This is a genomic window from Martinezella sp. CNPSo 3795 (genome assembly GCF_057784475.1).
On sequence record NZ_JBXSOQ010000009.1, the window covers coordinates 184453 to 207872 of the forward strand.

20 protein-coding genes and 1 tRNA gene are annotated in these 23420 nt (G+C 59.1%); 12 read left to right on the plus strand and 9 right to left on the minus strand.

Translation table 11 applies throughout. From position 1 onward, the window contains the following. Positions 1–804 (minus strand): endonuclease/exonuclease/phosphatase family protein, encoded by an 804-nt coding sequence (locus tag AC13QY_RS23435; RefSeq protein ID WP_145631295.1) that lies wholly within the window; start codon positions 802–804, stop codon positions 1–3. A gap of 160 nt (positions 805–964) precedes the next feature. Here AC13QY_RS23435 and AC13QY_RS23440 point away from each other — a divergent pair, with 160 nt between their 5' ends. Further along, positions 965–1324 carry a PilZ domain-containing protein gene (locus AC13QY_RS23440; protein ID WP_145631297.1) on the plus strand — a complete coding sequence of 120 codons (360 nt, stop codon included), beginning with the start codon at positions 965–967 and terminating at the stop codon, positions 1322–1324. A 137-nt stretch (positions 1325–1461) separates the two neighbouring features. Further along, positions 1462–3450, plus strand: coding sequence for a bifunctional 2',3'-cyclic-nucleotide 2'-phosphodiesterase/3'-nucleotidase (locus tag AC13QY_RS23445; RefSeq protein ID WP_145631299.1), 1989 nt, complete (start codon positions 1462–1464; stop codon positions 3448–3450). Between the two features lie 46 nt (positions 3451–3496). On the opposite strand, the gene AC13QY_RS23450 is transcribed toward AC13QY_RS23445, so the two are convergent. After that, a complete protein-coding gene (locus tag AC13QY_RS23450) occupies positions 3497–4465 on the minus strand; it encodes a LysR family transcriptional regulator (RefSeq protein ID WP_113333513.1) in 969 nt (322 codons plus the stop codon). Positions 4466–4601: 136 nt separating this feature from the next. Between AC13QY_RS23450 and AC13QY_RS23455 the strand changes: the two genes are divergently transcribed. Continuing rightward, positions 4602–5216 carry an FMN-dependent NADH-azoreductase gene (locus tag AC13QY_RS23455; RefSeq protein WP_113333514.1) on the plus strand — a complete coding sequence of 205 codons (615 nt, stop codon included), beginning with the start codon at positions 4602–4604 and terminating at the stop codon, positions 5214–5216. A gap of 53 nt (positions 5217–5269) precedes the next feature. On the opposite strand, the gene AC13QY_RS23460 is transcribed toward AC13QY_RS23455, so the two are convergent. Continuing rightward, positions 5270–5851, minus strand: a complete 582-nt coding sequence (locus AC13QY_RS23460) for a TetR/AcrR family transcriptional regulator (protein ID WP_145631302.1) — start codon at positions 5849–5851, stop codon at positions 5270–5272. Between the two features lie 105 nt (positions 5852–5956). Between AC13QY_RS23460 and AC13QY_RS23465 the strand changes: the two genes are divergently transcribed. Then, positions 5957–6733 carry an SDR family NAD(P)-dependent oxidoreductase gene (locus tag AC13QY_RS23465; RefSeq protein WP_145631304.1) on the plus strand — a complete coding sequence of 259 codons (777 nt, stop codon included), beginning with the start codon at positions 5957–5959 and terminating at the stop codon, positions 6731–6733. A 105-nt stretch (positions 6734–6838) separates the two neighbouring features. Here the strand turns inward: AC13QY_RS23465 and AC13QY_RS23470 are convergent, their stop codons facing one another. Then, positions 6839–7177, minus strand: a complete 339-nt coding sequence (locus AC13QY_RS23470) for an HlyU family transcriptional regulator (RefSeq protein WP_015339645.1) — start codon at positions 7175–7177, stop codon at positions 6839–6841. Positions 7178–7214: 37 nt separating this feature from the next. Then, positions 7215–8429, minus strand: coding sequence for a threonine ammonia-lyase (ilvA, locus tag AC13QY_RS23475; RefSeq protein ID WP_233788715.1), 1215 nt, complete (start codon positions 8427–8429; stop codon positions 7215–7217). A 391-nt stretch (positions 8430–8820) separates the two neighbouring features. Here ilvA and AC13QY_RS23480 point away from each other — a divergent pair, with 391 nt between their 5' ends. After that, on the plus strand, positions 8821–9162 hold the full coding sequence (locus AC13QY_RS23480) for a hypothetical protein (RefSeq protein ID WP_069611935.1): 342 nt from the start codon (positions 8821–8823) through the stop codon (positions 9160–9162). 88 nt (positions 9163–9250) lie between these two features. Then, positions 9251–9336, plus strand: a tRNA-Leu gene (locus AC13QY_RS23485). An 80-nt stretch (positions 9337–9416) separates the two neighbouring features. On the opposite strand, the gene wrbA is transcribed toward AC13QY_RS23485, so the two are convergent. Next, the gene (wrbA, locus tag AC13QY_RS23490; protein WP_113333517.1) at positions 9417–10016 is read right to left on the minus strand and encodes an NAD(P)H:quinone oxidoreductase type IV; all 600 of its coding nucleotides are present in this window, start codon (positions 10014–10016) and stop codon (positions 9417–9419) included. A 240-nt stretch (positions 10017–10256) separates the two neighbouring features. Between wrbA and AC13QY_RS23495 the strand changes: the two genes are divergently transcribed. The 4 genes from AC13QY_RS23495 (at position 10257) to AC13QY_RS23510 (ending at position 17376) form a co-directional block, all read left to right on the plus strand. Further along, the gene (locus AC13QY_RS23495; protein ID WP_113352648.1) at positions 10257–11030 is read left to right on the plus strand and encodes a competence/damage-inducible protein A; all 774 of its coding nucleotides are present in this window, start codon (positions 10257–10259) and stop codon (positions 11028–11030) included. A 115-nt stretch (positions 11031–11145) separates the two neighbouring features. Further along, a complete protein-coding gene (locus AC13QY_RS23500; protein WP_488493955.1) occupies positions 11146–11991 on the plus strand; it encodes a universal stress protein in 846 nt (281 codons plus the stop codon). Between the two features lie 314 nt (positions 11992–12305). Continuing rightward, positions 12306–12803, plus strand: a complete 498-nt coding sequence (gene gpt, locus AC13QY_RS23505; RefSeq protein WP_069611931.1) for a xanthine phosphoribosyltransferase — start codon at positions 12306–12308, stop codon at positions 12801–12803. Positions 12804–13575: 772 nt separating this feature from the next. After that, entirely contained in the window at positions 13576–17376 is a 3801-nt protein-coding gene (locus AC13QY_RS23510) for a vitamin B12-dependent ribonucleotide reductase (RefSeq protein ID WP_488493956.1), read from the plus strand. Between the two features lie 400 nt (positions 17377–17776). Here the strand turns inward: AC13QY_RS23510 and AC13QY_RS23515 are convergent, their stop codons facing one another. Next, positions 17777–18811 carry an AraC family transcriptional regulator gene (locus tag AC13QY_RS23515; RefSeq protein ID WP_488493957.1) on the minus strand — a complete coding sequence of 345 codons (1035 nt, stop codon included), beginning with the start codon at positions 18809–18811 and terminating at the stop codon, positions 17777–17779. Positions 18812–18876: 65 nt separating this feature from the next. Continuing rightward, a complete protein-coding gene (locus tag AC13QY_RS23520) occupies positions 18877–19707 on the minus strand; it encodes an oxidoreductase (RefSeq protein WP_488493958.1) in 831 nt (276 codons plus the stop codon). 164 nt (positions 19708–19871) lie between these two features. Between AC13QY_RS23520 and AC13QY_RS23525 the strand changes: the two genes are divergently transcribed. Both AC13QY_RS23525 and AC13QY_RS23530 read left to right on the plus strand, forming a co-directional pair. Continuing rightward, entirely contained in the window at positions 19872–20606 is a 735-nt protein-coding gene (locus AC13QY_RS23525) for a phosphotransferase enzyme family protein (protein WP_488493959.1), read from the plus strand. A 266-nt stretch (positions 20607–20872) separates the two neighbouring features. Beyond that, on the plus strand, positions 20873–21871 hold the full coding sequence (locus AC13QY_RS23530) for an acyltransferase family protein (protein WP_488493960.1): 999 nt from the start codon (positions 20873–20875) through the stop codon (positions 21869–21871). A 52-nt stretch (positions 21872–21923) separates the two neighbouring features. Here AC13QY_RS23530 and AC13QY_RS23535 read toward each other — a convergent pair whose 3' ends face one another. Then, entirely contained in the window at positions 21924–22871 is a 948-nt protein-coding gene (locus AC13QY_RS23535) for an alpha/beta fold hydrolase (protein WP_233788739.1), read from the minus strand. Positions 22872–23420: the final 549 nt, after the last annotated feature.

Below are 23420 nucleotides of genomic sequence, written 5' to 3' on the forward strand. Positions count from 1 at the left end.
TCAGCACATATCCAGCAGCAATGCGCGATGATCGGACACCTCTGGCTCCGCGACAGGATCGAAACGGATGACCTCGACATTCGATGTCACGAGCATGTAGTCGGCAAAACGCGGCTGCTTCTTATAATGCGAGGTGCGCGTGTCGTCATGTCCCCGTGAAGTGACGAGATCGACAAGCCCCAGGCTGCCGAGGATCTCGAAGGTCTCGCTATCCGGCAGCACGTTGAAGTCACCGCAAACCACCAGCCGATCGCCCTCTTGCCGAACCTGGCGAATGATCTCAACCAGCGCTTGCGCCTGATGGCGCCGGGCCGGCGTATCGCCCTTGCCTTCCAGATCCCGAAGGCCATGCATATGAGCAATGGTGACGGGATAGCCGCGCTCATAGTGGAAAAGGCGGATGCAATGGGCATTGCGGGAGCGCGGATGCGGTCCATAGCCATCAGCAGAAAATTCGCCGTGAACGAAACCGGCTCCCTGGCCGATGATCGGATAGGTTCTGCGCACGAAGGTTGCCATTCCGAATTCAGAGTCCAATCGCGTGTCACCGTCGAAGAGATCGCCTCGCGCGACGGGGAGGAAGAAGGCATCATAAGCCGGCAAAGCAGCTTTCAGCTCCTCGAAAAGATTGGCACGCTGCGGAAGCTCGATTCCGTGATCGCGATAAACCAGCCATTCGGATTGTGCGTTGTGTGTGCGGACCACTTCCTGCAGGCACAGAACATCCGCCTCGACATCGACGAGATAGGGTATCAATGGCTCATGCAGCCGCCCGCCCCATGCATTCAAAGAAACGATACGCATATCCCGCACCTCTCATAGTCACATGGCCGATCGCAGCGGCCATCTCGATACGGTACCGATTCGGGACGCCCGGCTACAATTTTAGCGATTATGCTAAACATCCCGCAAGGCACATCTGATATCCAAATCGAGAAAAAGACGGATGAGCCGGGATAACATCATGCAGTTCTCTTCGAAATCTCCCGTTCAGGGCAATCTGAAAATAAAGACACGCGGCTCGCCGCGCCATCACGCGCGGCTCATGGGGCAGGTTCGCTACTTCACCAAGCTTGTCGCCGGCCGCGTCGTCGATATTTCGACAAGCGGCATCGCGCTCGATCTGCAGGCGCCGCTCTATGCAGCGGCGGGCAGCAAGGTTCGCGTCGAGTGCGACGATATCGGCCTACTGGATGGTTTCGTGCGCTGGGCTCACAACGGCCGCATCGGCATCGAGTTCGATCGCTCGTCCAATGCCTCGGCTAAGGTCGCCTCCTATTTCCGCTTTTTCCACAAGGACATAAAGCCGGTTCTCAAGCGCTGATCGAATGTCGGCGCAAGCCGGCTACGATCCACAATAAGCCTGTCACATTCCTGGTGCACACCTTCAAAAATCGTCCTAATCTCGCTCGCCCGAGAGATGATCGACGGACCATAGCCCCATCGTTGAAGGAGTGCCTTATGTCTTCCATTCTGGATTTGCCCAGCATGTCGCGCCGTTCCCTGCTGCAAGGCCTCAGCGCCACGGCGGCGCTGATCGTGCTGCATCCTTTCGCAGCCCGCGCTGCGAGCAATCAGGCGCATCTGCGCCTCATGGAAACGACCGACATTCACGTCAACGTCTTCCCCTATGACTACTATGCCGACAAGCCGAACGACACGATGGGCCTGACGCGTACCGCAACGATCATCGACAATATCCGCGCCGAGGCCACAAACTCGCTCCTGATAGACAATGGTGACGTGCTGCAAGGCAATCCGATGGGCGATTACATGGCCTATCAGCACGGCATGAAGGATGGCGACGTCCATCCGGTCATCAAGGCGATGAACACGCTCGGCTACTCTGTGGGCACGCTCGGCAACCACGAATTCAACTATGGCCTCGATTTCATGTTCAAGGTGCTGGCCGGCGCGAATTTCCCGTTCGTCTGCGCCAACCTGACCAAGGGCAAGCTCGCCTCCGATCCCACCAAGGACGACCTGTTCTTCAAGCCCTATCTGATCCTTGAAAAGAAGATCAAAGACGGCGCCGGCAATGAAAGCCCGATCAAGATCGGCTTCATCGGCTTCGTGCCGCCGCAGATCATGCTTTGGGACATCAAGAATCTCGAAGGCAGGGCGCAGACGCGCGATATCGTCGAAGCCGCCAAGGCCTGGGTTCCGGTCATGAAGGCCGAAGGCGCCGATATCATCATCGCCCTCTCCCATTCCGGCATCGACGGCAGCGGCCCGAGCGAGAAGATGGAAAACGCTTCGCTTTACGTCGCTGCGGTCGACGGCATCGATGCCGTCTTCACTGGCCACCAGCATCTTGTCTTCCCCGGCCCAAAGACCTGGGATGGCATCAAGGACGCCGATCCGGTCAAGGGAACGCTGCACGGCAAGCCTGCCGTCATGGCCGGCTTCTGGGGCTCGCATCTCGGCCTCATCGACCTGCTGCTCGAAAAGGATGGCAAGAGCTGGAGGATCGTCGACTTCACCTCCGAAGCACGCCCGATCTACCATCGCGACGACAAGAAGAAGGTCATCGCTGACGTCACCGACAAGAAGGAAGTCGTCGAAGCCGCCAAGGCCGAGCATGAGGCGACGCTGACCTATGTCCGCACGCCCGTCGGCAAGACCTCTGCGCCGCTCTATTCCTACTTCGCGCTGGTCGCCGACGATCCCTCTGTGCAGATCGTCAGCCAGGCGCAGATCTGGTACATCAAGAACATACTGAAGGAGACGCAGTACAAGGACCTTCCGGTTCTGTCGGCTGCAGCGCCCTTCAAATGCGGCGGGCGCAACGGCGCCGACTATTATACGGACGTTCCCGCGGGCAATATCGCCATCAAGAACGTCGCCGATCTCTACCTTTATCCGAACACCGTCCAGGCCGTTGTCATCAATGGCGCGCAGGTCAAGAATTGGCTGGAAATGTCGGCCGCGATGTTCAACCAGGTTCAGCCGGGTGCCAAGGATGCGGACCTGATCAACAGCAGCTTCCCGTCCTACAACTTCGACGTCATCGACGGCGTGACCTACCAGATCGATGTCTCGCAGCCGCGCCGCTTCGGCGATGACGGCAAGGTTCTGAATGCCGATGCAAACCGCATCCAGAACCTGCAGTTCGATGGAAAGCCGATCGACCCCGCACAGAAGTTCTTGGTCGTCACCAACAACTACCGCGCCGGCGGCGGGGGCAACTTCCCGGAAATCGCGGCGGACAAGGTCGTCTACCAGGCGCCGGACACCAACCGTGACGTCATCGTGCGCTATGTCCACGAGCAGGGCACGATCAACCCGACCGCCGACGGCAACTGGACCTTCAAGCCGCTGGCGGACACGACCGTGCGGTTCCAGAGCTCGCCGAAGGCAAAGGATTTTCTCGATCAGGTCAAGAGCGTCAAGATCGAAGACGCCGGCGAAGGTGCCGACGGCTTCCGCAACTACCGGCTAGTGCTGTAAGCACGAATGCTATCGTCCTCTCCTCTCATTTGGGGAGAGGACTTTTTCACTCCGCCGCCAGACGCTTGTCTCCCGGATGGAACATCTCGACAGCAGACTTGAAGTCCTCCTGATTCGGGCATCGCGACAGACGATCACGGAAAGCTTCGATCATCCAGGCAGCCGCAGGGCCAGGGGGATTGTCCACCTTACGGATGGCATAGAGCGGATATTCACTCTGGTCGTAGGCATCGAGAGCCAAAGGCACCAGCCGTCCCTTCTGCAGGTCCTCCATGATGAACGAGGCCGGCAGGCCGCCCCATCCCAAACCACCGCGGATCAGCTGATGCTTCGTGGCGATATCGCTGAGATGCCAGATCTTGTAGGACAGGACGTTGAAATCCTTGCCATTGGTGAGATTTGACGCGTCGGTGACAACCAGTTGCACTTCTTCGCGCACGTCGGCAAGCGTCAGCGGCCGTCCCAGCAAAGCGAGCGGATGCGTCGGAGCGGCAACCGGCATCATGAAGGAATGTCCGATGCGCTCGATAACCAGGGCATCATCCTGCTTCAACACCGAGCCGCCGATACCGATCGTAGACTTGCCGCTGGCAACCAGCTCCAGCATCGAACCAAGTTCGCCGGTGTCGAGGCGCAGGGAAACATAAGGGAAGCGATCGCGAAATTCCCGCAGCACATCGACCGTGGCATGCACCGGCACCATGACGCTGATGGCAACAGCCACCTCCGCCTCAAGGCCGCTCTTCAGGCCCTTCACGCGTGCGCGCATCACCTGCAGATCGGAAAGAATGCGGCGCGCATCCTCCAGCATTACTCTGCCCGCATCCGTGAGCTTCGGCTGGCGCGAGCCGGAGCGCTCGAACAGCGGCATTTCGAGCTGAGCCTCCAGATTGGCAATCGTGTAGCTGATGACCGACTGTGCGCGGTTCAGCATTCGTGAAGCGGCCGAGAAGCTGCCTGACTCGGCGACGGTCAGAAAGACCTGCAATTGGTCGAGGGTGGGATTGGGGAGCATCTGCCATCCATTCTATCGATAATTCCGATCCATATTATCACAGTTTTTCTCGATAGCACTGACGACTTATTTATGGAGGCGAACGTGATCGGACTCTCCCAGCCGATTTAGCAACTCATTGAAAAGGAAAACGGATATGTCCTCCATTCTGCTTCTGACCTCCAGCCCGCGTCCGGACTCGCTCTCCACGAAGATCGCCACCGAACTGGCCGAGAAGATCAAGGCCAACAATCCGGGCAAGACGCTCGTCAAGCGCGACCTCGCTGCCGACAACCTGCCGCATATCGATGGCCCCTTCACCGCCGCCATCCGCACGCCGGCCGACGCCCGCACGCCCGAGCAGCAGGAACTGGTCAAGGTTTCCGACGCACTCGTCGACGAGCTGCTGGCAGCCGACACGCTTGTTATCGGCACCGGCCTCATCAACTTCAATATCTATTCCTCGCTGAAGACCTGGATCGACAACATCGCTCGCGCCGGCCGCACCTTCACCTACACGGAAACCGGCCCGAAGGGTCTGGCGACCGGTAAGAAGGCCTATATCGTGCTCGCTTCCGGCGGCGTCTACTCCGAAGGCCCGGCTGCCCCGCTGAACCATGCCGTTCCCTACCTGAAGTCGGTTCTCGGCTTCATTGGCATCACCGATGTCGAGACCGTTTACATCGAAGGCGTTGCTTTTGGTCCGGAAGCTGCCGAAAAGGCCGTCGGTGCCGCCCAGGCCCGCGCGTCGGAGCTGGCTCTCGCCGCTTAAGCGACTGCATTTTTTTGATGATGACAGGCGGCCGGCTTCAACCGGCCGCTTTGCTATTCCGCCTGCGGCAGCGCCTTTACGAACCGCTTTACGGTCTCCAGAATTTCGGTCGAAAGAGCCTCGTCATCCGCCACGCGCGCAAGGCCGAGCGCGCCGGTCATCATGCAGGAGGCGATGATCGCTTTGCGTCTTGCTTCGGCTGTCTCCGGTTTCGGCATGCGCGCCGTCATCGCATCGAAATTCCGTCGCAGGCCTTCCGTCGCAACGGCCCGGACCATATCGCTGCTGCGCGCCATATCCGCCGTCAGCGCCGCATAGGCACAGCCCTCGCCGCAATGATCGCGGTGACGTTCGCTGAGATAGGTATCGACATACTCGTTGAGCGAGATGCTTGCGGGATCGATCCCCTTTTCCTCCTGCTGTCGCCGCCACGACCCGATCGCCGATTCCACGGCTTCCGCGACCAATTCGTCGCGAGAGGCGAAATGCTTATAGAAGCCGCCGACTGTAAGCCCCGCCTCCTTCATGAGGTCGGCAACGCCGATCCCTTCCAATCCCTTCTCACGCAAACGCTTGGCAGCGAGCGTCACGATGCGTTCGTGCGTCTTCTGCTTTTCCAATTGTGAGCGGCCCATCGAAAATCCTTTCGTGCCCGGCTTGACAAAATGGATTACGATCATAATCCTTATAGAGAACGATCATAATCCAGATCGTGACAAAAGCCAACAGGAGCTACGAACATGCGTCTCAAGAACAAGGTTGCCGTCATCACCGGTGGAAATAGCGGTATTGGCCTTGCCACCGCCCGCCTCTTCCTCGCCGAAGGCGCCAAGGTCGCCATAACGGGCCGCAACGCCAAGACACTGGCTGCGGCGGCCGAGCAACTCGGCGGCGATGTGCTGGCGTTGCAGGCCGACACCACCGATATCCCGGCCATGGAAAAGGCTTTTGCCGAGGCTGCGGAGAAACTTGGGAAATTTGATGTGGTCTTTGCCAATGCCGGCATTGCCGGGGATACGCCGCTCGGCAAAACCACGCTTGAGCAGTTTGAAACCATCGTTCGCGTCAATTTTACCGGCGTCTTCTTTACCGTGCAGGCCGCCTTGCCATATCTGAACGACGGCGGCTCCGTCATCCTGAACGGCTCCGTCCATGCCGTTCTCGGCATTCCCGGCGCTTCGGCCTATGCCGGCACCAAGGGCGCCGTTCGCGCCATGACACGCAATCTTGCTTCCGAGCTTGCGCCCCGCGGCATCCGCGTCAATCAGGTGACGCCCGGCGCCACCAAGACGCCGATCTGGGAACCGCGCGCCAGCACGCCGGAGGCGCTGGATGCGCTGCAGGCCCGATTTGGCAGCCTCAGCCCGCTCGGCCGCATGAGTGAAGCCGACGAAATCGCGAAAGCTGCACTCTATTTCGCCTCCGACGATTCCGCCAACGTGACGGCCATCGAGATCACGGTCGACGGCGGCGCGATCAACGCCCCGTCCGGCGCGAAGCTCTTCCGCACGGCTTGAAGCCTGCGAATTATCAGCCATCAATTTTCAATGAGTGTTATGGGCCGCCAAAGCAGATGCAGAGGCGGCCTTGCGTCTGATGCATGTTAAAGGAGTTTGGCTGCTTCAGACCTGGCGAACCTTTTCGCCGTCGCCGAAGAGGCCGGCGCCATTCTGGTCGATGATCTGCTGGCCCTTGCGGAAGGTCGATTCCACGGCATCATCAGACGAGGTGAAGACATCGGCGCGGATGAAATTGCGCACCAGGATCTCACCATTTACATCCTTCTCAATCCGGCCCATGAGGCGGAACTGATTGCCCTCGCGCTGCGGCGTCGCATAGATCGTGCAGCCGGCATGTACCTGAGGTTCGACGCTAACAGTCGAGCCGCCGGATTTTTCAGTGCCAGCCTGCGATGCGCCACCGGTGAAAATCGAAAGGATATTTGAAAAGAACGAAGCCATGGATCGCCTTTAGCATGAAGGTTGCAAGGTCGCAAAGTCAAATGATCAGGTTTGCCAGGATCTCGTTTTCGGTGATGTCCTCGTAGCCCATGCCGGAACTTTCAAAATTGGCGATAAGCTGCTTGAAATTATCCGGATTTTTCGTCTCGATGCCGATCAGGATGGAGCCGAAATTGCGGGCGCTCTTCTTCAGATATTCGAAGCGGGCGATGTCGTCTTCCGGGCCGAGCATGTTGAGGAAATCGCGAAGCGCGCCGGGACGCTGCGCCAGACGCAGGATGAAGTATTTCTTCAAGCCCGCATAGCGCATGGCACGCTCCTTGACATCAGGCAGGCGCTCGAAATCGAAGTTGCCGCCGGAGACGACGGCAACGATGGTCTTGCCGCGGATGCTGTCGCGATCGAGCTTTTCCAGCGCCGTGATCGCCAGGGCGCCGGCTGGCTCCAGCACCACGCCTTCCACATTCAGCATATCGGTGATGGTGACGCAGATGGCGTTCTCCTCGATGAGCTTCACCTGCTCGGCCGCAAAGTCCTTCAGGGCCGCGAAATTCAGCTCGCCGATACGACCGACGGCAGCGCCATCGACGAAATTGTCGACCTTGGCGAGCGTGACCACTTGCCCCGCCTCGATGCTGCGGCGCAGGCTCGGCGCTCCGGCCGGCTCGGCGAAGGTGAATGCATCACGCGGGAGCTTATCGGCAAAATAGCCGGTAATCCCGGCAGCTAGGCCACCACCGCCGACGGGAAGAAGGACGTGATCGGGGATAACGCCATCAGGCAGCTGCTCGGCGATCTCGGCAGCGACCGTCGCCTGTCCCTCGATGATATCGGCATGATCGAAGGGAGGCACCATGACGCCGTCGATGCTCTCGACGTGATCGCGCGCGGCCTGATAGCATTGATCGAAGAAATCGCCGAAGAGCTTGATGGTGATGAACTCACCGCCGAAGATACGGGTCTTGTCGATCTTCTGCTGCGGTGTCGTCACGGGCATGTAGACCACGCCGGGCACACCGAAATGGCGGCAGACGAAGGCGAAGCCCTGGGCGTGATTGCCGGCGGATGCGCAGACGAAGGTCTTTCCCGTACCACCCTCGGCAATCACCTTGCGAAAGAAATTGAAGGCGCCGCGGATCTTATAAGAGCGAACCGGTGTGAGATCCTCACGCTTCAGCCAGATGTCGGCGCCATAGCGCGCGGAAAGATGCTCGTTCAGCTGCAGCGGCGTTGCGGGAAAGAGGCCACGCATGGCCTCTGTGGCTTCGAGAACAGTCTGGTTGTCCACGGCTTGTCCGTCCTTCTTCAATCACCCCCGCTATGACACAGGAAAGATGAGCAAAGAAAGCCTCTTTATCGCGCTTTCGGTCCTGCAATGGCAAGATTGGCCGCACCGAACAAGTCATTAACCATTTATGCCCCTGACTGTCGAAACCCCTAAATCTGTGAATTGACAGCCAAGCTCCCCCTGCGTCCAATATGACACAGCCATCATGATGATGGTTAGAGGCCCGCCTTAAATCCGATCGTCGGCTACGGCGGGCTTCGCTTATCCATGCTGGCATTAACTTATACTTGCACATAAGATTGAGAATCGCGCAAAAGATGTTTATCCCAGTTTTGTTCAAGGGGAGAACATCGTCATGCGCCTTATGCGCCCAGCTATAATCGCTTTCACTCTTGCGGTGCTTGCTTCCTGCGCCTCGCAGGAAAAAAGCTTCGAGAAGAACATCCCCATTATGAAGGAAAGCCCGACGGCACGAGCGCAGGTCATCGACAAGTGCATGTCGCAGCGCCTGCCACCGGAAACGCTGGATGAAATCGCTTTCTACGTCAAATCTCAAAGAAGCGACGCAAAGCGGCTCTTTTGTCAGCGACTGATGAACGGTGTGGTATCGGGAAAGATCAGCTATGCCGATTTTAAGGCCATGTTCCAACAGAAGAAGGTGACACCGGCGCTTGTCAGCGTTCTCAAGGGTCGCTGAGCCGAGCATGTCAGGCTGACGCCGATCGGCTCCCTCCTGCAAAACAATCCTTGACTGAATCGCTCAAGTGCTTGATGGGGAAAGGCGCGCGGACGTGGCGAAACTGGTAGACGCAAGGGACTTAAAATCCCTCGGCCTTTGGCTGTACGGGTTCGACCCCCGTCGTCCGCACCAAAAATCAAATTTCATCAAAATCCCAATGAAAAGAGGCGCAGCCTTCGCCGCGCCTCTCTCAATCGATATGCAGATTCAAATCAAGCCGTGAGCTTGGCAGCGATCTTGGCGACGTGCGCGCCTTGATATTTTGCCGCTTCCAGCTCGATTTCGGAAGGCTGGCGGGAGCCATCGCCATTGGTGATCGTCGAAGCGCCGTAGGGCGAGCCACCCTTGACTTCTTCCGTGCCCATCTGGCCCTGGAAAGCATAAGGGAGGCCGACAACGGCCATGCCGTGGTGGAGAAGCGTCGGAATGAAGCCGAGGATGGTGGATTCCTGGCCGCCGTGCTGGGTTGCGGATGAGGTGAAGACCGAGCCGACCTTGCCGACGAGCTTGCCGCCGAACCACAGGCCGCCGGTCTGATCCCAGAAATTGCGCATCTGCGAGGCGACCGTGCCGAAGCGCGTACCGGCGCCGACGATGATAGCGTCATAGTCTGCCAGTTCGTCCGGGGTTGCGATCGGGGCTTCCTGATCGAGCTTGAAGTAGGATGCCTTGGCGACTTCTTCCGGAACGAGTTCCGGTACGCGCTTAACGGTGACGTCGGCGCCGGTGGACTTTGCACCTTCTGCGACGGCATAGGCCATCTTCTCGATGTGACCGTAGGAAGAATAATAGAGAACCAGAACCTTAGCCATAAGAACGTCTCCCGTTTGTTGGACGCGTTGAATGTCGGGGAATCTTGTATCAGCGATGCGACAAGGGCGCAGCCCCCACGCTCAGAACGCACTGTTCATCCTGCGTAGACGCAATTTCATTTGCAATATTTGCCGGGACCTGCGGTCGAGTGAAAACGAGCGTTTGCAATCGCTGCAAACAGCGCTACCTATCTCGAACACTTTTGAACGCGCCGACTGCGCATTGTCCTGGATATCTTCATGTCGAACGAAATCATTGTCACAGCCGCCATGCTGGCCATCGGCGACGAACTGCTCTCCGGCCGGACCAAGGACAAGAATATCGGCCATCTTGCCGATGTGCTGCTGCTGGCCGGCATCGACCTGAAGGAAGTCCGCATCGTGGCCGACGATGAAGATGCCATCGTCTCGGCGCTGAATGCCTTGCGCGGCCAGTATGATTACGTCTTCACGTCCGGTGGCATCGGCCCGACCCATGACGATATCACCGCCGATGCCGTCGCCAAGGCCTTTGGCGTGCCCTGCGAGCACGATGCCGAAGCCATGCGGATCATGGGCGAAATGTACGCACGGCGCGAGATGGAATTCACCGAGGCTCGCCAGCGCATGGCCCGGATGCCTGTGGGATCGAAGCATATCGCCAATCCGGTCTCGACTGCGCCCGGCTTCAACATCGGCAACGTCTACGTCATGGCCGGAGTGCCGCAGGTTTTCCAGGCGATGCTCGACAATGTCATACCGACGCTAAGGACCGGCGCAAAGGTGCTATCAACAGCGATTTCCTGCCCCTATGGCGAAGGCGAGATCGGCACGCCGCTCGGCCTCATCCAGAAGGCGCATCCTGAAACCAGCATCGGCTCCTACCCGCGCTATGTCGGCCAATTCTTCTCGACCGAGATCGTCGTCAGGGGCCGCTCGGCGGAATTGGTCGAAAGTGTCGCAGCGGAAGTACGCGCAATGATCGAAGCCATCCGACAGTCGAAAGCCAAGGAAAATCAGTCGGCTGAGGCCTGACCTTTAACGAAGGTGTGTACGTTCCAGGGAACTCTGAGACCATTCGGAGCATTATCTTGTAGCGGAATGCTGATATCATGATCCGATCCAACCCTTCCGCATGGGAGATCTCTTCATGTCCTACAAAACGATAGTGACCGTTCTCGACAATCCCGACAATACGCGCATCGCTGCCGCGTTTTCGGCGGCGCTCGCAAAGGAGCACGGCGCCCATGTCGTCGGGCTTCATGCGGAAATCGTCTCGACCGTGCCGCTGGTGGCGCCGATGGAGATTCCGGACCCCGTTGCGGTTCAGGCACTTCAGGATGTCGCCCATAATCAGGCGGTCGAAATCGAACGGGTGTTCCGCTCAAGAATGGAAGCCGCTGGTATCGACTATGAATGGCACAGCTTTGCCAGTACGGTCGGCTACGGCACCGAACCGCTGATCGAAAGTGCCCGCAGTGCCGATCTGCTGGTGGCCGTGCAGCCGGACCCGTCGAAATATGCCGATACCCAGGTCGATGTCGAAACCTTCCTGTTCGACAGCGGCCGGCCGGTCCTGTTGATCCCCTATATTCTCAAGGAGCCGAAGCCCGTCCGCCGCGTGCTGATCGCCTGGAACGGCTCCAAGGAAGTGGCCCGCGCCACCTTCGACGCCCTGCCCTTCCTCAAGGCTGCGGATTCGGTCGAGATCCTTTCCGTCAGCACGTCGGAAAAGGACCCGCATCCGTCCAAGGAAACCGGCGTCCGGATAGCCGCGGCGCTGACGCGCCACGGTGTTCGCGCCAAGTTCGAAACGGCAGCCTGCACCGGCAAGTCGACGCCGTCGCAGGTCATCGAAAACCGCCTGGCGGATGACAGCATCGACCTGCTTGTTATGGGCGCCTATACGCATTCCTGGCTATGGCAGATGATCTTCGGTGGCACGACGCGCACTCTGCTGCAATCGATGACAGCAATGACGCTGCTGGCCCGCTGAGCGGCTGAAAGCTCAAATCCTGTGTCAACCGGTGCAAATGTGCATCGGTTGGCCGCTTCGCGGCTATTGCCTTTTGCCCGTAAATCCAGCAGAAAGCAGCGACCGATGACAGAATTCCCGCCAGGGAACCGTTCGCGCGGTCGAAGGGGCATGATCCCGAAAAGCCCAGGCTTTCCCGGATAAGATCCCGTTCAGGCAGATAGCAAGCGAATCGCGTTCCGGATTTGGTTCTTGGTCCGCGCCCGCCGCGGGGTCTGCTCAGGGTCACCGGCGCTGCCGGTGCGTCGTTATTCCATGCCCCGGAGCTTTCTGCCATGTCCCTGCCCGATAAAGCCTTTCCCGTATCCTGGGATCAGTTCCATCGCGATGCGCGCGCGCTTGCCTGGCGGCTTGCCGGCCTGAACCGTGAATTCAAGGCAATCGTCTGCATCACCCGCGGCGGCCTCGTGCCGGCGGCCATCATCTCTCGCGAGCTCAATATCCGGCTGATCGAGACGGTGTGTGTCGCTTCCTATCACGATTATTCCAGCCAGGGCGAAATGAACCTGCTCAAGGGCATCGCACCGGAACTATCGGTCAATGGCGGCGAAGGCGTCCTTGTCATCGACGATCTCACCGATACCGGCAAGACGGCTCTCGAAGTCCGCGCCATGCTGCCCAAGGCGCATTTCGCCTGCGTCTACGCCAAGCCGACCGGCGTTCCCACGATCGACACCTTCATCACCGAGGTTAGCCAGGACACCTGGATCTACTTCCCCTGGGACATGGGCTTCACCTATCAGGAGCCAATCGCCAAGGGCCATCGCGGCTGATCTCCCGCTGCCGGCACGCGAATCAGTCACGATTCACGCGCCGTCGCGAAATGCGATTCGAATAGTGGTAATAGAGGTGGGCGCTACGGCGCCCACTAGATTTAGTGGGCATCACAAAGGCGAGAAAGCGTGAGATTCAAGGCTTTCCGCGCGAATCATGATGCGCCACGGCATGAATTTGCGGCGCTGCCAATGGCATCGAGGTCACGGTCACAATTTTGTCGCTTTCGACACCGCCGGTGATGATACTTGCTGCACCAACGGTCGCGCGAAGGGCGAGCATCCCTCCTCAAGCTCTTGAATCTCTTAGCCTACTGGCATTTCCCCAGTTTCCACAGGCGAGCCCACAAGATATTGTGGTTAGCAATCCATTACAAACCACCCCTTGACGGAATCGGGTCTTTCAAAGTTAATGGACGACGTTGCGGCGGCGACTGGACCAGGCGGGGTTACGAGGACTGGTTCTCAATTCGAAATCGGATTTGGATTCAACGCGATTCACCTGTGCAGGTGGCCCGCCGTGAGGGTTTTTGTGTCGATCTCGAGCTGCCGAAAAAATACATGCGGGGACTGGCGGCAATAAGCTGTTAATACTATATTTAGTGTTTGCAGCCACCATCACCACAAGATACAGGAAAGACATCTCCGGGTGACACCTCCTGTCAAAGAGCGGATCGGAAGCTGGCTGCGCGTTGAATTCGCAATGCCGGAATGAGAATTTTTGCGCCCTGTTTTCATGCAGGCGCATACCAACGAATGAAGGATTGGGACCATGCGCATCGAACGTCGTTTTACGAAGGCCGGCCAGTCACCCTATGCGGACATCGAATTCCGCAAGGCGACGAGCGAGATCAAGAATCCTGACGGTTCGATCGTGTTCCGCCTCGAAAATATCGACGTACCCGCGCAGTTTTCGCAGGTCGCGGCCGACATTCTGGCGCAGAAATATTTCCGCAAGGCGGGCGTGCCTGCCAAGCTGAAGAAGGTCGAGGAAAACGACGTTCCTTCCTTCCTGTGGCGTTCCGTGCCCGACGATGCGGCCATGAAGGACCTGCCGAAGGATCAGCAGAGCGGTTCCGAAACCGATGCGCGCCAGGTCTTCGACCGTCTCGCCGGCACGTGGACCTACTGGGGCTGGAAGGGCGGCTACTTCTCGTCCGAAGAAGACGCCTCCGCGTTTCGCGACGAGCTTGCCTATATGCTCGCCACCCAGCGCGTCGCGCCGAACTCCCCGCAATGGTTCAACACCGGCATGCACTGGGCCTACGGCATCGACGGCCCCGGCCAGGGCCACTATTATGTCGACCCCTTCACCGGCAAGCTCACCAAGTCCAAGTCGGCTTATGAGCATCCGCAGCCGCATGCCTGCTTCATCCAGTCGGTCGAGGACGATCTCGTCAACGAAGGCGGCATCATGGACCTGTGGGTTCGCGAAGCCCGCCTCTTCAAGTATGGCTCCGGCACCGGGTCGAACTTCTCGATGCTGCGCGCCGAGGGTGAAAAGCTTTCCGGCGGCGGCCGTTCTTCCGGCCTCATGAGCTTCCTGAAGATCGGTGACCGCGCTGCCGGCGCTATCAAGTCGGGCGGCACGACCCGCCGCGCCGCCAAGATGGTTGTCGTCGACATCGACCATCCGGATATCGAGGACTACATCAACTGGAAGGTCAAGGAAGAGCAGAAGGTTGCCGCCCTCGTGACCGGCTCGAAGATCGTCGCCAAGCATCTGAAGGCGATCATGAAGGCGACCGTCAATTGCGAAGGCGACAATGACGATTGCTTCGACCCAGCCAAGAACCCTGCCCTGAAGCGCGAGATCCGTGCTGCCAAGAAGGATCAGGTTCCGGAAAACTACGTCCAGCGCGTCATCCAGTTCGCTCGCCAGGGCTACAAGGATCTCGAATTCAAGACCTACGACACGGACTGGGACTCGGAAGCCTATCTGACCGTATCCGGCCAGAACTCCAACAACTCCGTCTCCATCAAGGACGACTTCCTGCGTGCCGTCGAGAATGACGGCGACTGGAACCTGACCGCCCGCAAGGACGGCAAGGTCGTCAAGACGCTGAAAGCCCGCGACCTCTGGGAGTCCATCTCCTACGCCGCCTGGGCATCGGCCGATCCGGGGCTGCATTTCAATACGACGATGAACGACTGGCACACCAGCCCGGCTGCCGGCCCGATCCGCGCATCCAATCCGTGCTCGGAATACATGTTCCTCGACGACACGGCCTGCAACCTCGCCTCGCTGAACCTGATGACCTTCAAGGACGCAGCGACGAAGCGCATCAACATCGCCGACTACGAACATGCCGTCCGCCTCTGGACCGTCGTTCTCGAAATCTCTGTCATGATGGCGCAGTTCCCCTCGCGCCGCATCGCAGAACTTTCCTACGAATACCGCACGCTCGGCCTCGGCTATGCCAATATCGGCGGCCTGCTGATGTCGTCGGGCATTCCCTACGACTCGGACGAAGCCCGCGCCATCGCCGGCTCGCTGACGGCGATCATGACCGGCATCGCCTATGCGACCTCGGCCGAAATGGCGTCCGAACTCGGGACCTTCCCGATGTTCAAGCCGAACCGCGAAAACATGCTGCGCGTCATCCGTAACCATCGCCGCGCCGCCTACGGCGAGACCTCGGGCTATGAGAGCCTGTCGGTCAATCCGGTGGCGCTGATCCATTCCGACAATCCGGACCAGGATCTCGTCGCCCATGCCAAGGCTGCCTGGGACAAGGCGCTGGAGCTCGGCGAAAAGCATGGCTACCGCAACGCCCAGGCAACCGTGATCGCGCCGACCGGCACGATCGGCCTCGTCATGGATTGCGACACGACCGGCATCGAGCCGGACTTTGCCCTGGTGAAGTTCAAGAAGCTCGCCGGCGGCGGCTACTTCAAGATCATCAACCGCGCCGTTCCGGAAGCCCTGCGCACGCTCGGCTATTCCGAAAGCCAGATCGCCGAAATCGAGGCCTACGCTGTCGGCCACGGCAACCTGAACCAGGCTCCGGCCATCAACCCCTCGACGCTGAAGGCCAAGGGCTTCACCGCTGAGAAGGTCGATGCCGTCAACGCTGCGCTGAAGAGCGCCTTCGACATCAAGTTCGTCTTCAACCAGTGGACGCTCGGCGCCGACTTTCTGAAGGGCACGCTGAAGGTTTCCGACGAGCAGATGGCCGATATGAGCTTCAACCTGCTCGACCATCTCGGCTTCTCCAAGAAGGACATCGAAGCCGCCAACATCCATGTCTGCGGTGCAATGACGCTGGAAGGCGCTCCGTTCCTGAGACAAGAGCATCTGGCCGTCTTCGATTGCGCCAACCCCTGCGGCAAGATCGGCAAGCGTTACCTCTCGGTCGAAAGCCATATCCGCATGATGGCGGCCGCTCAGCCGTTCATCTCGGGCGCCATCTCCAAGACGATCAACATGCCGAACGAGGCGACTGTCGAGGATTGCAAGAACGCCTACATGCTCTCCTGGAAGCTCGGCCTCAAGGCCAACGCTCTTTACCGCGACGGCTCCAAGCTCAGCCAGCCGCTGAACGCCTCGCTGATCGAGGATGACAGCGACGAGGATGCGCTGGAAGAATTCCTGCAGGCACCGGTAGCGGCCCAGGCCGTCACCATCACGGAAAAGATCGTCGAGCGCGTGATCGAGAAGGTCGTGCGTACGCAGGAAAAGCTGCCGAGCCGCCGCAAGGGCTATACCCAGAAGGCCAAGATCGGCGGTCACACCATCTTCCTGCGCACCGGCGAATATGACGACGGCCGTCTCGGCGAAATCTTCCTTGATATGAACAAGGAAGGCTCGGCTCTGCGCGCCTTCATCAACAACTTCGCGATCTCCGTCTCGCTCGGCCTGCAGTATGGCGTGCCGCTCGAGGAATATGTCGACGCCTTCACCTTCACCAAGTTCGAGCCGGCCGGCATCGTCACAGGCAACGACGCGATCAAGAACGCCACGTCGATCCTCGACTACGTGTTCCGCGAACTGGCGATCTCCTATCTCGGCCGCCACGATCTCGCTCATGTCGACACGTCCGACTTCAACAACACGGCGCTCGGCCGCGGCGTTTCCGAAGGCAAGGCCGATGTTGTCTCAAAGGGCCTGACCCGCGGCTACAAGCCGACGCTGGTTCCGACCGGCGGCGAGCGTCCGGCAGCCGAAGCCAAGGGCGCCGCATCAGCCGCCCCGGCCCGCGCCGCCTCCCTCGGCACGGTGACGGCTTTTGCCGGCAACACGGTCCGCAAGCTGGAACCGGCAAGCTCGGTCTCGACCTCAGAAGTCGTCGCCTTCAAGCGCGATTATGAGGAGCGTGCGAAGGAACTGGCCGAAGAGATCGCAGAGGAAGTCATCTCCGAATCCGCGACGGGCCTCTTCACCGATAACGCGGCAAGCGAGGCTGCCAACGCAAAGACGGAAGCCAAGAAGCTCGAATCCGAACGCCGCGCCCGCTCCATCATGCAGGGCTACACCGGCAACATGTGCACCGAGTGCCAGAACTTCACGATGGTTCGGAATGGAACTTGCGAGAAGTGCGACACGTGTGGGGCGACGAGCGGCTGCAGCTGAGTATTGGCACAACAAGAGCCTGGGAAGCCAGTGGATTGTCCCAAAACGGTTGAGTGTGTTTCAATCAATAATTTTCCGGGCACTTCGGTGCCCGGAAAATGCACCAAAGAACAAAACAGGAATCCGCTATGACAATTCAGCAGGTTGCTGTCGGCGAATGCTTTTAACGGCACCGATGTCGCTGTTCGTGCGTTGGCGCAACGCACATTTCTTCAGCTCCATTCTGACAACAACCCTCTATCGGCTACGGCATCTTTTGGTATCAGCACCGGCATGCCGGCGCAGTGGCGGACGCTGCCGATCCCGTTGCAGCAGGCGCCAAAGGATTTGCCTTCGATGGCTGGAAAGTAGTTGCCTGCCTTCCGCCGCTATGGCTGGAGCATGCGAGGCCTGATCCGCATCAATGCAGCGAATTGAAATGCGAGGCATCCCGTCCGTTCAGCTCGCGCCATTGCAGAGGCGTCAGCCCCTCCCAGTCGCGAAAGGCGCGATAGAAGGAACTGCGATCCTGATAGCCCAGAAGACACGCGACCTCGTCGATGTCGGTGGACGGGTTGGACAGCAGTTGCCGTCCGAGTTCCTGGCGCGCTTCCGACAGAAGCTCGCGGAAGGTCTTACCCTCTTCGGTGATACGCCGTTGCAGCGTTCGCTCGCTCATGTTGAGATCCTGCGCTATCTGCGACAACTCCGGACGTCCGCTTGCAAGCGATCGCTTCAGGACGACTTTCACCTGGTCGCCAACGGAACTGCGGGCCTGCAGCTCACCCATGGCGGCAGCAAGTGCCGGCGTGAGGATTTCCAGGAGTTCGGGATTGTGGCCCGGAAACGGCCGGTCAAGATCGGCCGATTTCAAGACGAGCCTGTTCTGCAGAGCACCATACTTCACGGGACACCCGAAAAAGAGCTGGTACAGATCGCTCTTTGGCCCGGAGCGCATGAACTCGACCCGAACCGGTGTCAGGGCTTGGCCGGTTCCGCGGCGACCAAGCTCGACCAGGAAGGCGAAGGCAACGTCGATGGCGATCCCGGGCTCAAGCTCGGTCGCGTAAACCCAGTTGCTTGCGATCGAAACCTCGCCTTTGTCCTCATGGAAACTCAACTGCTCGGGCGTGCAGAGCCGCTTGAAGCGCGCGACCCGGTAAAGCGCATCGCGATAATCCCTGGCGTGAAAGGCAGCCAAGGTCGATGGCGGATGAACTGCCGTGTCTGCCTCGCGGACGAGCCGAAGTCCGAGTGCAGGCTCCGGCATCAACTCCTCGAGCGCCCTGAAGATCGAAAAATACTGCGAGGTCGTCACCATGCCATTCTCGCCCAGATGCAAGGTGGCGGGCAAACGGGCCTGACGCAGAACCGCAGACGGTGGCAAGCCGACCCGCTCGACCGCACGCCAGAAGGCCTGCGGCACCTTGCATTTGTCTGCTGGCATCACACTCATCTCAGTCGATCCTCTAAGCCCGATCTCGCAGAAGTACGCTCGTCTGTCATCCGCTGGCGGGAATGTTAGCGCATCTGGCTCATGATGATGCGATCAAACATCCGATCACCGAGCCATTTACGGATCGCAATCATCGGCTTGGCATATTTGCCGGCGACATACCGCGTCCGCGGCCTTTTCGCATGCACGGCAGCCGAGACGACATCAGCGATCACTTTCGGATCCGTGCCGCGCCCATGACCATAGGTCGCCCTCGTGGTCTTGGCGACCGCCTGCGAGACCTTGGCATACGCGCCTGCTCCGGAACGTTTCACGAGACCGTCGGCGACCACATCACCGAATCCCGTCTCGATGAGGCCCGGTTCGACGACAACGACGTCGATGCCGAACGGGGCCAGTTCCAACCGCAGGCTGTCCGACCAGCCCTCAAGCGCATGCTTGGTGGCATGGTACCACGCGCCGAGCAACGTATAGATCTTGCCGCCCATCGAGGTGATGTTGACGATGGTGCCGGAGCCCCTCTGGCGCATCGCGGGCAAGAGAAGCTGGGTCAGGCGCGCCGGGCCGAAGACATTGACTTCGAACTGATATCTCGCCTCGTCCATGGCGATGTCTTCGACAGGACCATACAGTCCGAAGCCTGCATTGTTGACAAGAACATCGACGCCGCCGCTTTCTGCCAGGATGGTGCTAACGGCAGCGTTGATCTCGTCATCGTCGGATACGTCCATCTGCAGAGCGCGTGCACCAAGGCGTTCGAGATCCAGCATCTTATCGACGCTGCGCGCCGCTACATAGACCCTGAAGCCATCGCTGATGAGGCGTTTGGCGATTTCCTTGCCCATGCCGGAGGATGCGCCGGTCACGAGCGCTGTTTTCTTGCGTGTATTGCTCATATCTGCCTCTCTGTTCGCAAGATCACAAATAGAAGCTCGCTGGCGGCAGATCATTGGCGAAACATGCCATCACTGTTGCATATTACGCCAATCGCGTTAATTAGCATCGCCAGCGCCTGCGGACGAAACGGGTCAGGCACTAGTCATGCGCCAGGATATCGCCAATGGGATGGGAAGCGCTCGGGCAATGGGGTGAGGACGCGGTTCGCCTCGAACCACTCACCGGTGGAGTTGCCAACGATGTATGGAGCGTTCGCATCCATGGACGGATTGCCGTCGCTCGTCTCGGCTTCAGAACCGACGCTGATCTCGCCTGGGAAACGGAGCTACTCCAATACCTCGACCGCGAAGGCATGACCGTTCCGACGCCGATCCCGACGACGGATGGCCGGCTCTTCGTGGATGGTCTGGTGGTAATGAAATACATGGAGGGCGGGCCGCCCGAAACGGGGGCCGATTGGCGTCGCGTTGCCGAGACGCTCCGCAAGCTGCACCGATTGACGCGAGGCTGGCCGCAGCGTCCCGGTTGGAGATCGTCAACCGACCTTCTGCATGTCGAAACCGGAACGAGGGTCAACCTTACCGCAATGCCATCCGAGGGCGTCACCCGATGCCGAGCAGCTTGGGCGCGGCTCGTCGGGCGTCAGACATGCGTCGTCCATGGAAATCCTAACAACCCTGGCAATATCCGCATGACTGCAGATCGCGTCGCTTTGATCGACTGGGATGAGTCACATGTCGACGTTCCAGACCTCGACCTCGTGTTGCCCGACAACGCTGCCGATCTTGACGATGGTGCATATGATATCGCCGCACAGGCATCAGCCGCATGGGAAGCTGCTGTCTGTTGGCAGGACGAATACTCGGTCAAGCGGCTTGCCGAAGTTCGAGCGGTCTAAGCGGTTTCGGCGGATTGCGAAGCTCCTGCACAAGCGTTCGGCTTTATGAGCACTCGTCCCTACATCCAATTGCCCGATTTCGGCCACGAAACCGGCGGGAAATGATCCATTTTCATTGAAATTGTTGCTGCAGCAACATGCAGCAATATTCGGTCTGCCGAGCCTCAAACCCGTCATGCACGGTGCCCGGCCTTTCGACGCATTTTATCGCTGAATCTGGCCCTCGGGGCATCGGAGATAGCAGTTCAATCGTGTGAGGCACCGCTTTGAAAATCGGCAGCGATATCGCGAGCATTCAATATCTGCGGGCCATCGCCGCGATTTCCGTTCTTTGCTTCCATGTCTGCGAAACATATGGCCTGGAGTTCAAGAGCGGAGCAGCTGGGGTCGATATATTCTTCGTCATCAGCGGCTTCATCATGTGGGTCACGACCGACGGAAGATCGCTCGGTCCGCAGGAATTCATGTGGCGCCGGCTCATCAGGATCGTGCCGCTTTACTGGATCGCGACGGCGGCAACCTTCATCGTTGCCGTGCTGAAGCCGCAATTCTTCTTCGACACGAATTCGAGCATCGAGAACTTGATTGGCTCGCTGTTTTTCGTGCCCTTCATGAAGGACGAAGCCCTGCACCCTGTCGTCGAGCAGGGATGGACGCTGTCCTACGAGATGTTCTTCTATCTCATTTTTTCAATTTCGCTGCTTGTGCCGGAATTCAGGCGGCTATGGTTCCTGATGGTGGCCCTGGTGACCATTGTGATTGCGCATTACCTGCTGCCTCCCGGCTACCTCAGTGTTTTCACACAGCCGGTCATTCTGGAATTTGCCGCCGGCATCATCATCGGGCGCCTGTGGAAACAGGGTTTTCGACTGCCTTTTCCCGCCGCCGTCGGCTTGATGATCGTCGGCGTTGTGCTGCTTGTGGCGAGCGACCCGCTGATCCATTTGGAGCGGGCGGTACGCTGGGGCATACCGGCAGTGTTGCTGCTGTCAGGCGCTGTTTTTGCCGAGCGGGAACGAGGCGTGCCACAGCTGGCGTTCCTGCATTTCCTGGGGGATGCCTCCTATTCCATCTATGTTTGGCACGTCCTGACCGGCATCCTGGTCACTGCACTGCTTTTGCGCATCGGAGTGCCGCACGATATGCAGCCGATGCCTATCGCATTGGGTTCGCTGGCCTTTGCCATCGTTTGCTACCTGGGCATCGAGCGCCCGATACAGCGAAAAATCCGATCATCGCGCCCGCAGCCGGCCTATCGCAGCTGACGCATGAAAATAGACGGCGGGATCACGATGGGGATCGACCACTCGAGAAAACTTACGGCACCGCTCCGGATAGTTTTGCAGTCCCATCGATAACCGGGCAAGACGGCGGCACCGGTCGATCGAACAGAACGGCAATGCCGCAATCCGAGGCGAACATCCCTTCATCATCATGCCCCACGCCGGGTACCTCGACGACCTTCTGATCGAGATCGGAAGGATGCCGCTTCTTCATATAGTCGAAATAGGTGAGCCCGCGTGCAAGCCGATACGGCCCTTGCGCCATCGCCCCGCAGGAGCGGTCGATGAAATGGGTATAGGGATTCGTGTCCGCCTGCCCCAGCAGATAGACCACGTTGCGCGCGGCATATCTCGTTTCGAGAAGCTTCGGGTCCTGTGACGATACGTATGGTGGTGCGCCGGCGAGTCCGTATCGCCATTGCGTCGCCTTCGGGCAGGAAGCCAGCCCTGCCTGCTGATCCGGTAAGGCCGGCCGCTCGTTGTCGAAATAAAGATAGCTCGAGGGATTGGCCACGAGATAGCGGACGGCGATGCCGGCGCTCGTCAGATTTTCCGCCTCCCGTCCGGCGACGGCATAGCGCTGGACCAATTGTGCTCCGGCCGAATGCCCCATCACGACAATGGTCTTCAGCGAAGGGTACAGGCGACGGTCAGCGAAATGCTGCAGCAGGGCATCGAGCGCGGCGAAAGAACTGATCGGCGCCGGCTGGCGGGCGGGTTTTCCGGCTTTCCAGCCATTCTGCGTCCAGGCCAGCGTCTGCGCAGACAGCGAGAAAGCGTTCAAATCCGGTCTTATCAGGAATTGCGGCGCAACCACCATCGTACCGTCAGCGAGATCGCCTGCCTTTGCGAGCACCTCCTGCCCGGTCGCATAATAGGCATCGGCGTTTCGGAGCGTGCCGTGGACGATGATCAGCACCTTCGTCACGTCGGGCGACGCCGCTTCGATCGCATGATCCGCGTAGACGGGCAACTCACCCATCCCCTCGGGCGTATTAAGAAGCAGGCGCTGATCCGCAATCTCCTTGACTGGCTCATTGAGCCGCTGGTGTTGGGAAGCCGCATTGGCGGACCAAGCTCTGGATGATACCCCGACTGTGGCAAGCGCCGCGCTCAGTAACAGAACGCAAGCCAGATCCTCAACCTGCCGCAAAACGCGTCCCAATAAACTTGGATGACTGCTGGCTGAAACGGATAGCATCTTCGATCCTGTAGACCTTCGTTCGCTCTAAATATCAGCATTCCTTATGCGCACCGGCATTACTGATCCTTACAGCGACGCCTTTATAAACGTCAGGTCAAACCGAAATCCGTCGCATCCGCCAAAAATTTTTCCAAACAAATAATCGAATGTCGCGAGTGCCGATTTTTAACTACCCAAGACAGCTGGGAATGTGACTGATGAATGGTTGGTCGATGGCACGTCCCGCCCATATATGACAGTGCATATCAGGCAGGCCCTGCAGAGGCCTACGCAAATCAGCCAGACCTGACGCCATTTATATGGACAAGTTCCAGCGGCCAGAAAACA

What these genes read in the sequence shown, in the direction of transcription:
- AC13QY_RS23435 (WP_145631295.1), bottom strand. Translation starts at nt 804, where the DNA reads ATGCGTATCGTTTCTTTGAATGCATGGGGCGGGCGGCTGCATGAGCCA.
- AC13QY_RS23440 (WP_145631297.1), top strand. Translation starts at nt 965, where the DNA reads ATGCAGTTCTCTTCGAAATCTCCCGTTCAGGGCAATCTGAAAATAAAG.
- AC13QY_RS23445 (WP_145631299.1), top strand. Translation starts at nt 1,462, where the DNA reads ATGTCTTCCATTCTGGATTTGCCCAGCATGTCGCGCCGTTCCCTGCTG.
- AC13QY_RS23450 (WP_113333513.1), bottom strand. Translation starts at nt 4,465, where the DNA reads ATGCTCCCCAATCCCACCCTCGACCAATTGCAGGTCTTTCTGACCGTC.
- AC13QY_RS23455 (WP_113333514.1), top strand. Translation starts at nt 4,602, where the DNA reads ATGTCCTCCATTCTGCTTCTGACCTCCAGCCCGCGTCCGGACTCGCTC.
- AC13QY_RS23460 (WP_145631302.1), bottom strand. Translation starts at nt 5,851, where the DNA reads ATGGGCCGCTCACAATTGGAAAAGCAGAAGACGCACGAACGCATCGTG.
- AC13QY_RS23465 (WP_145631304.1), top strand. Translation starts at nt 5,957, where the DNA reads ATGCGTCTCAAGAACAAGGTTGCCGTCATCACCGGTGGAAATAGCGGT.
- AC13QY_RS23470 (WP_015339645.1), bottom strand. Translation starts at nt 7,177, where the DNA reads ATGGCTTCGTTCTTTTCAAATATCCTTTCGATTTTCACCGGTGGCGCA.
- ilvA (WP_233788715.1), bottom strand. Translation starts at nt 8,429, where the DNA reads ATGCGTGGCCTCTTTCCCGCAACGCCGCTGCAGCTGAACGAGCATCTT.
- AC13QY_RS23480 (WP_069611935.1), top strand. Translation starts at nt 8,821, where the DNA reads ATGCGCCTTATGCGCCCAGCTATAATCGCTTTCACTCTTGCGGTGCTT.
- wrbA (WP_113333517.1), bottom strand. Translation starts at nt 10,016, where the DNA reads ATGGCTAAGGTTCTGGTTCTCTATTATTCTTCCTACGGTCACATCGAG.
- AC13QY_RS23495 (WP_113352648.1), top strand. Translation starts at nt 10,257, where the DNA reads ATGTCGAACGAAATCATTGTCACAGCCGCCATGCTGGCCATCGGCGAC.
- AC13QY_RS23500 (WP_488493955.1), top strand. Translation starts at nt 11,146, where the DNA reads ATGTCCTACAAAACGATAGTGACCGTTCTCGACAATCCCGACAATACG.
- gpt (WP_069611931.1), top strand. Translation starts at nt 12,306, where the DNA reads ATGTCCCTGCCCGATAAAGCCTTTCCCGTATCCTGGGATCAGTTCCAT.
- AC13QY_RS23510 (WP_488493956.1), top strand. Translation starts at nt 13,576, where the DNA reads ATGCGCATCGAACGTCGTTTTACGAAGGCCGGCCAGTCACCCTATGCG.
- AC13QY_RS23515 (WP_488493957.1), bottom strand. Translation starts at nt 18,811, where the DNA reads ATGAGTGTGATGCCAGCAGACAAATGCAAGGTGCCGCAGGCCTTCTGG.
- AC13QY_RS23520 (WP_488493958.1), bottom strand. Translation starts at nt 19,707, where the DNA reads ATGAGCAATACACGCAAGAAAACAGCGCTCGTGACCGGCGCATCCTCC.
- AC13QY_RS23525 (WP_488493959.1), top strand. Translation starts at nt 19,872, where the DNA reads ATGGGATGGGAAGCGCTCGGGCAATGGGGTGAGGACGCGGTTCGCCTC.
- AC13QY_RS23535 (WP_233788739.1), bottom strand. Translation starts at nt 22,871, where the DNA reads ATGGGTGAGTTGCCCGTCTACGCGGATCATGCGATCGAAGCGGCGTCG.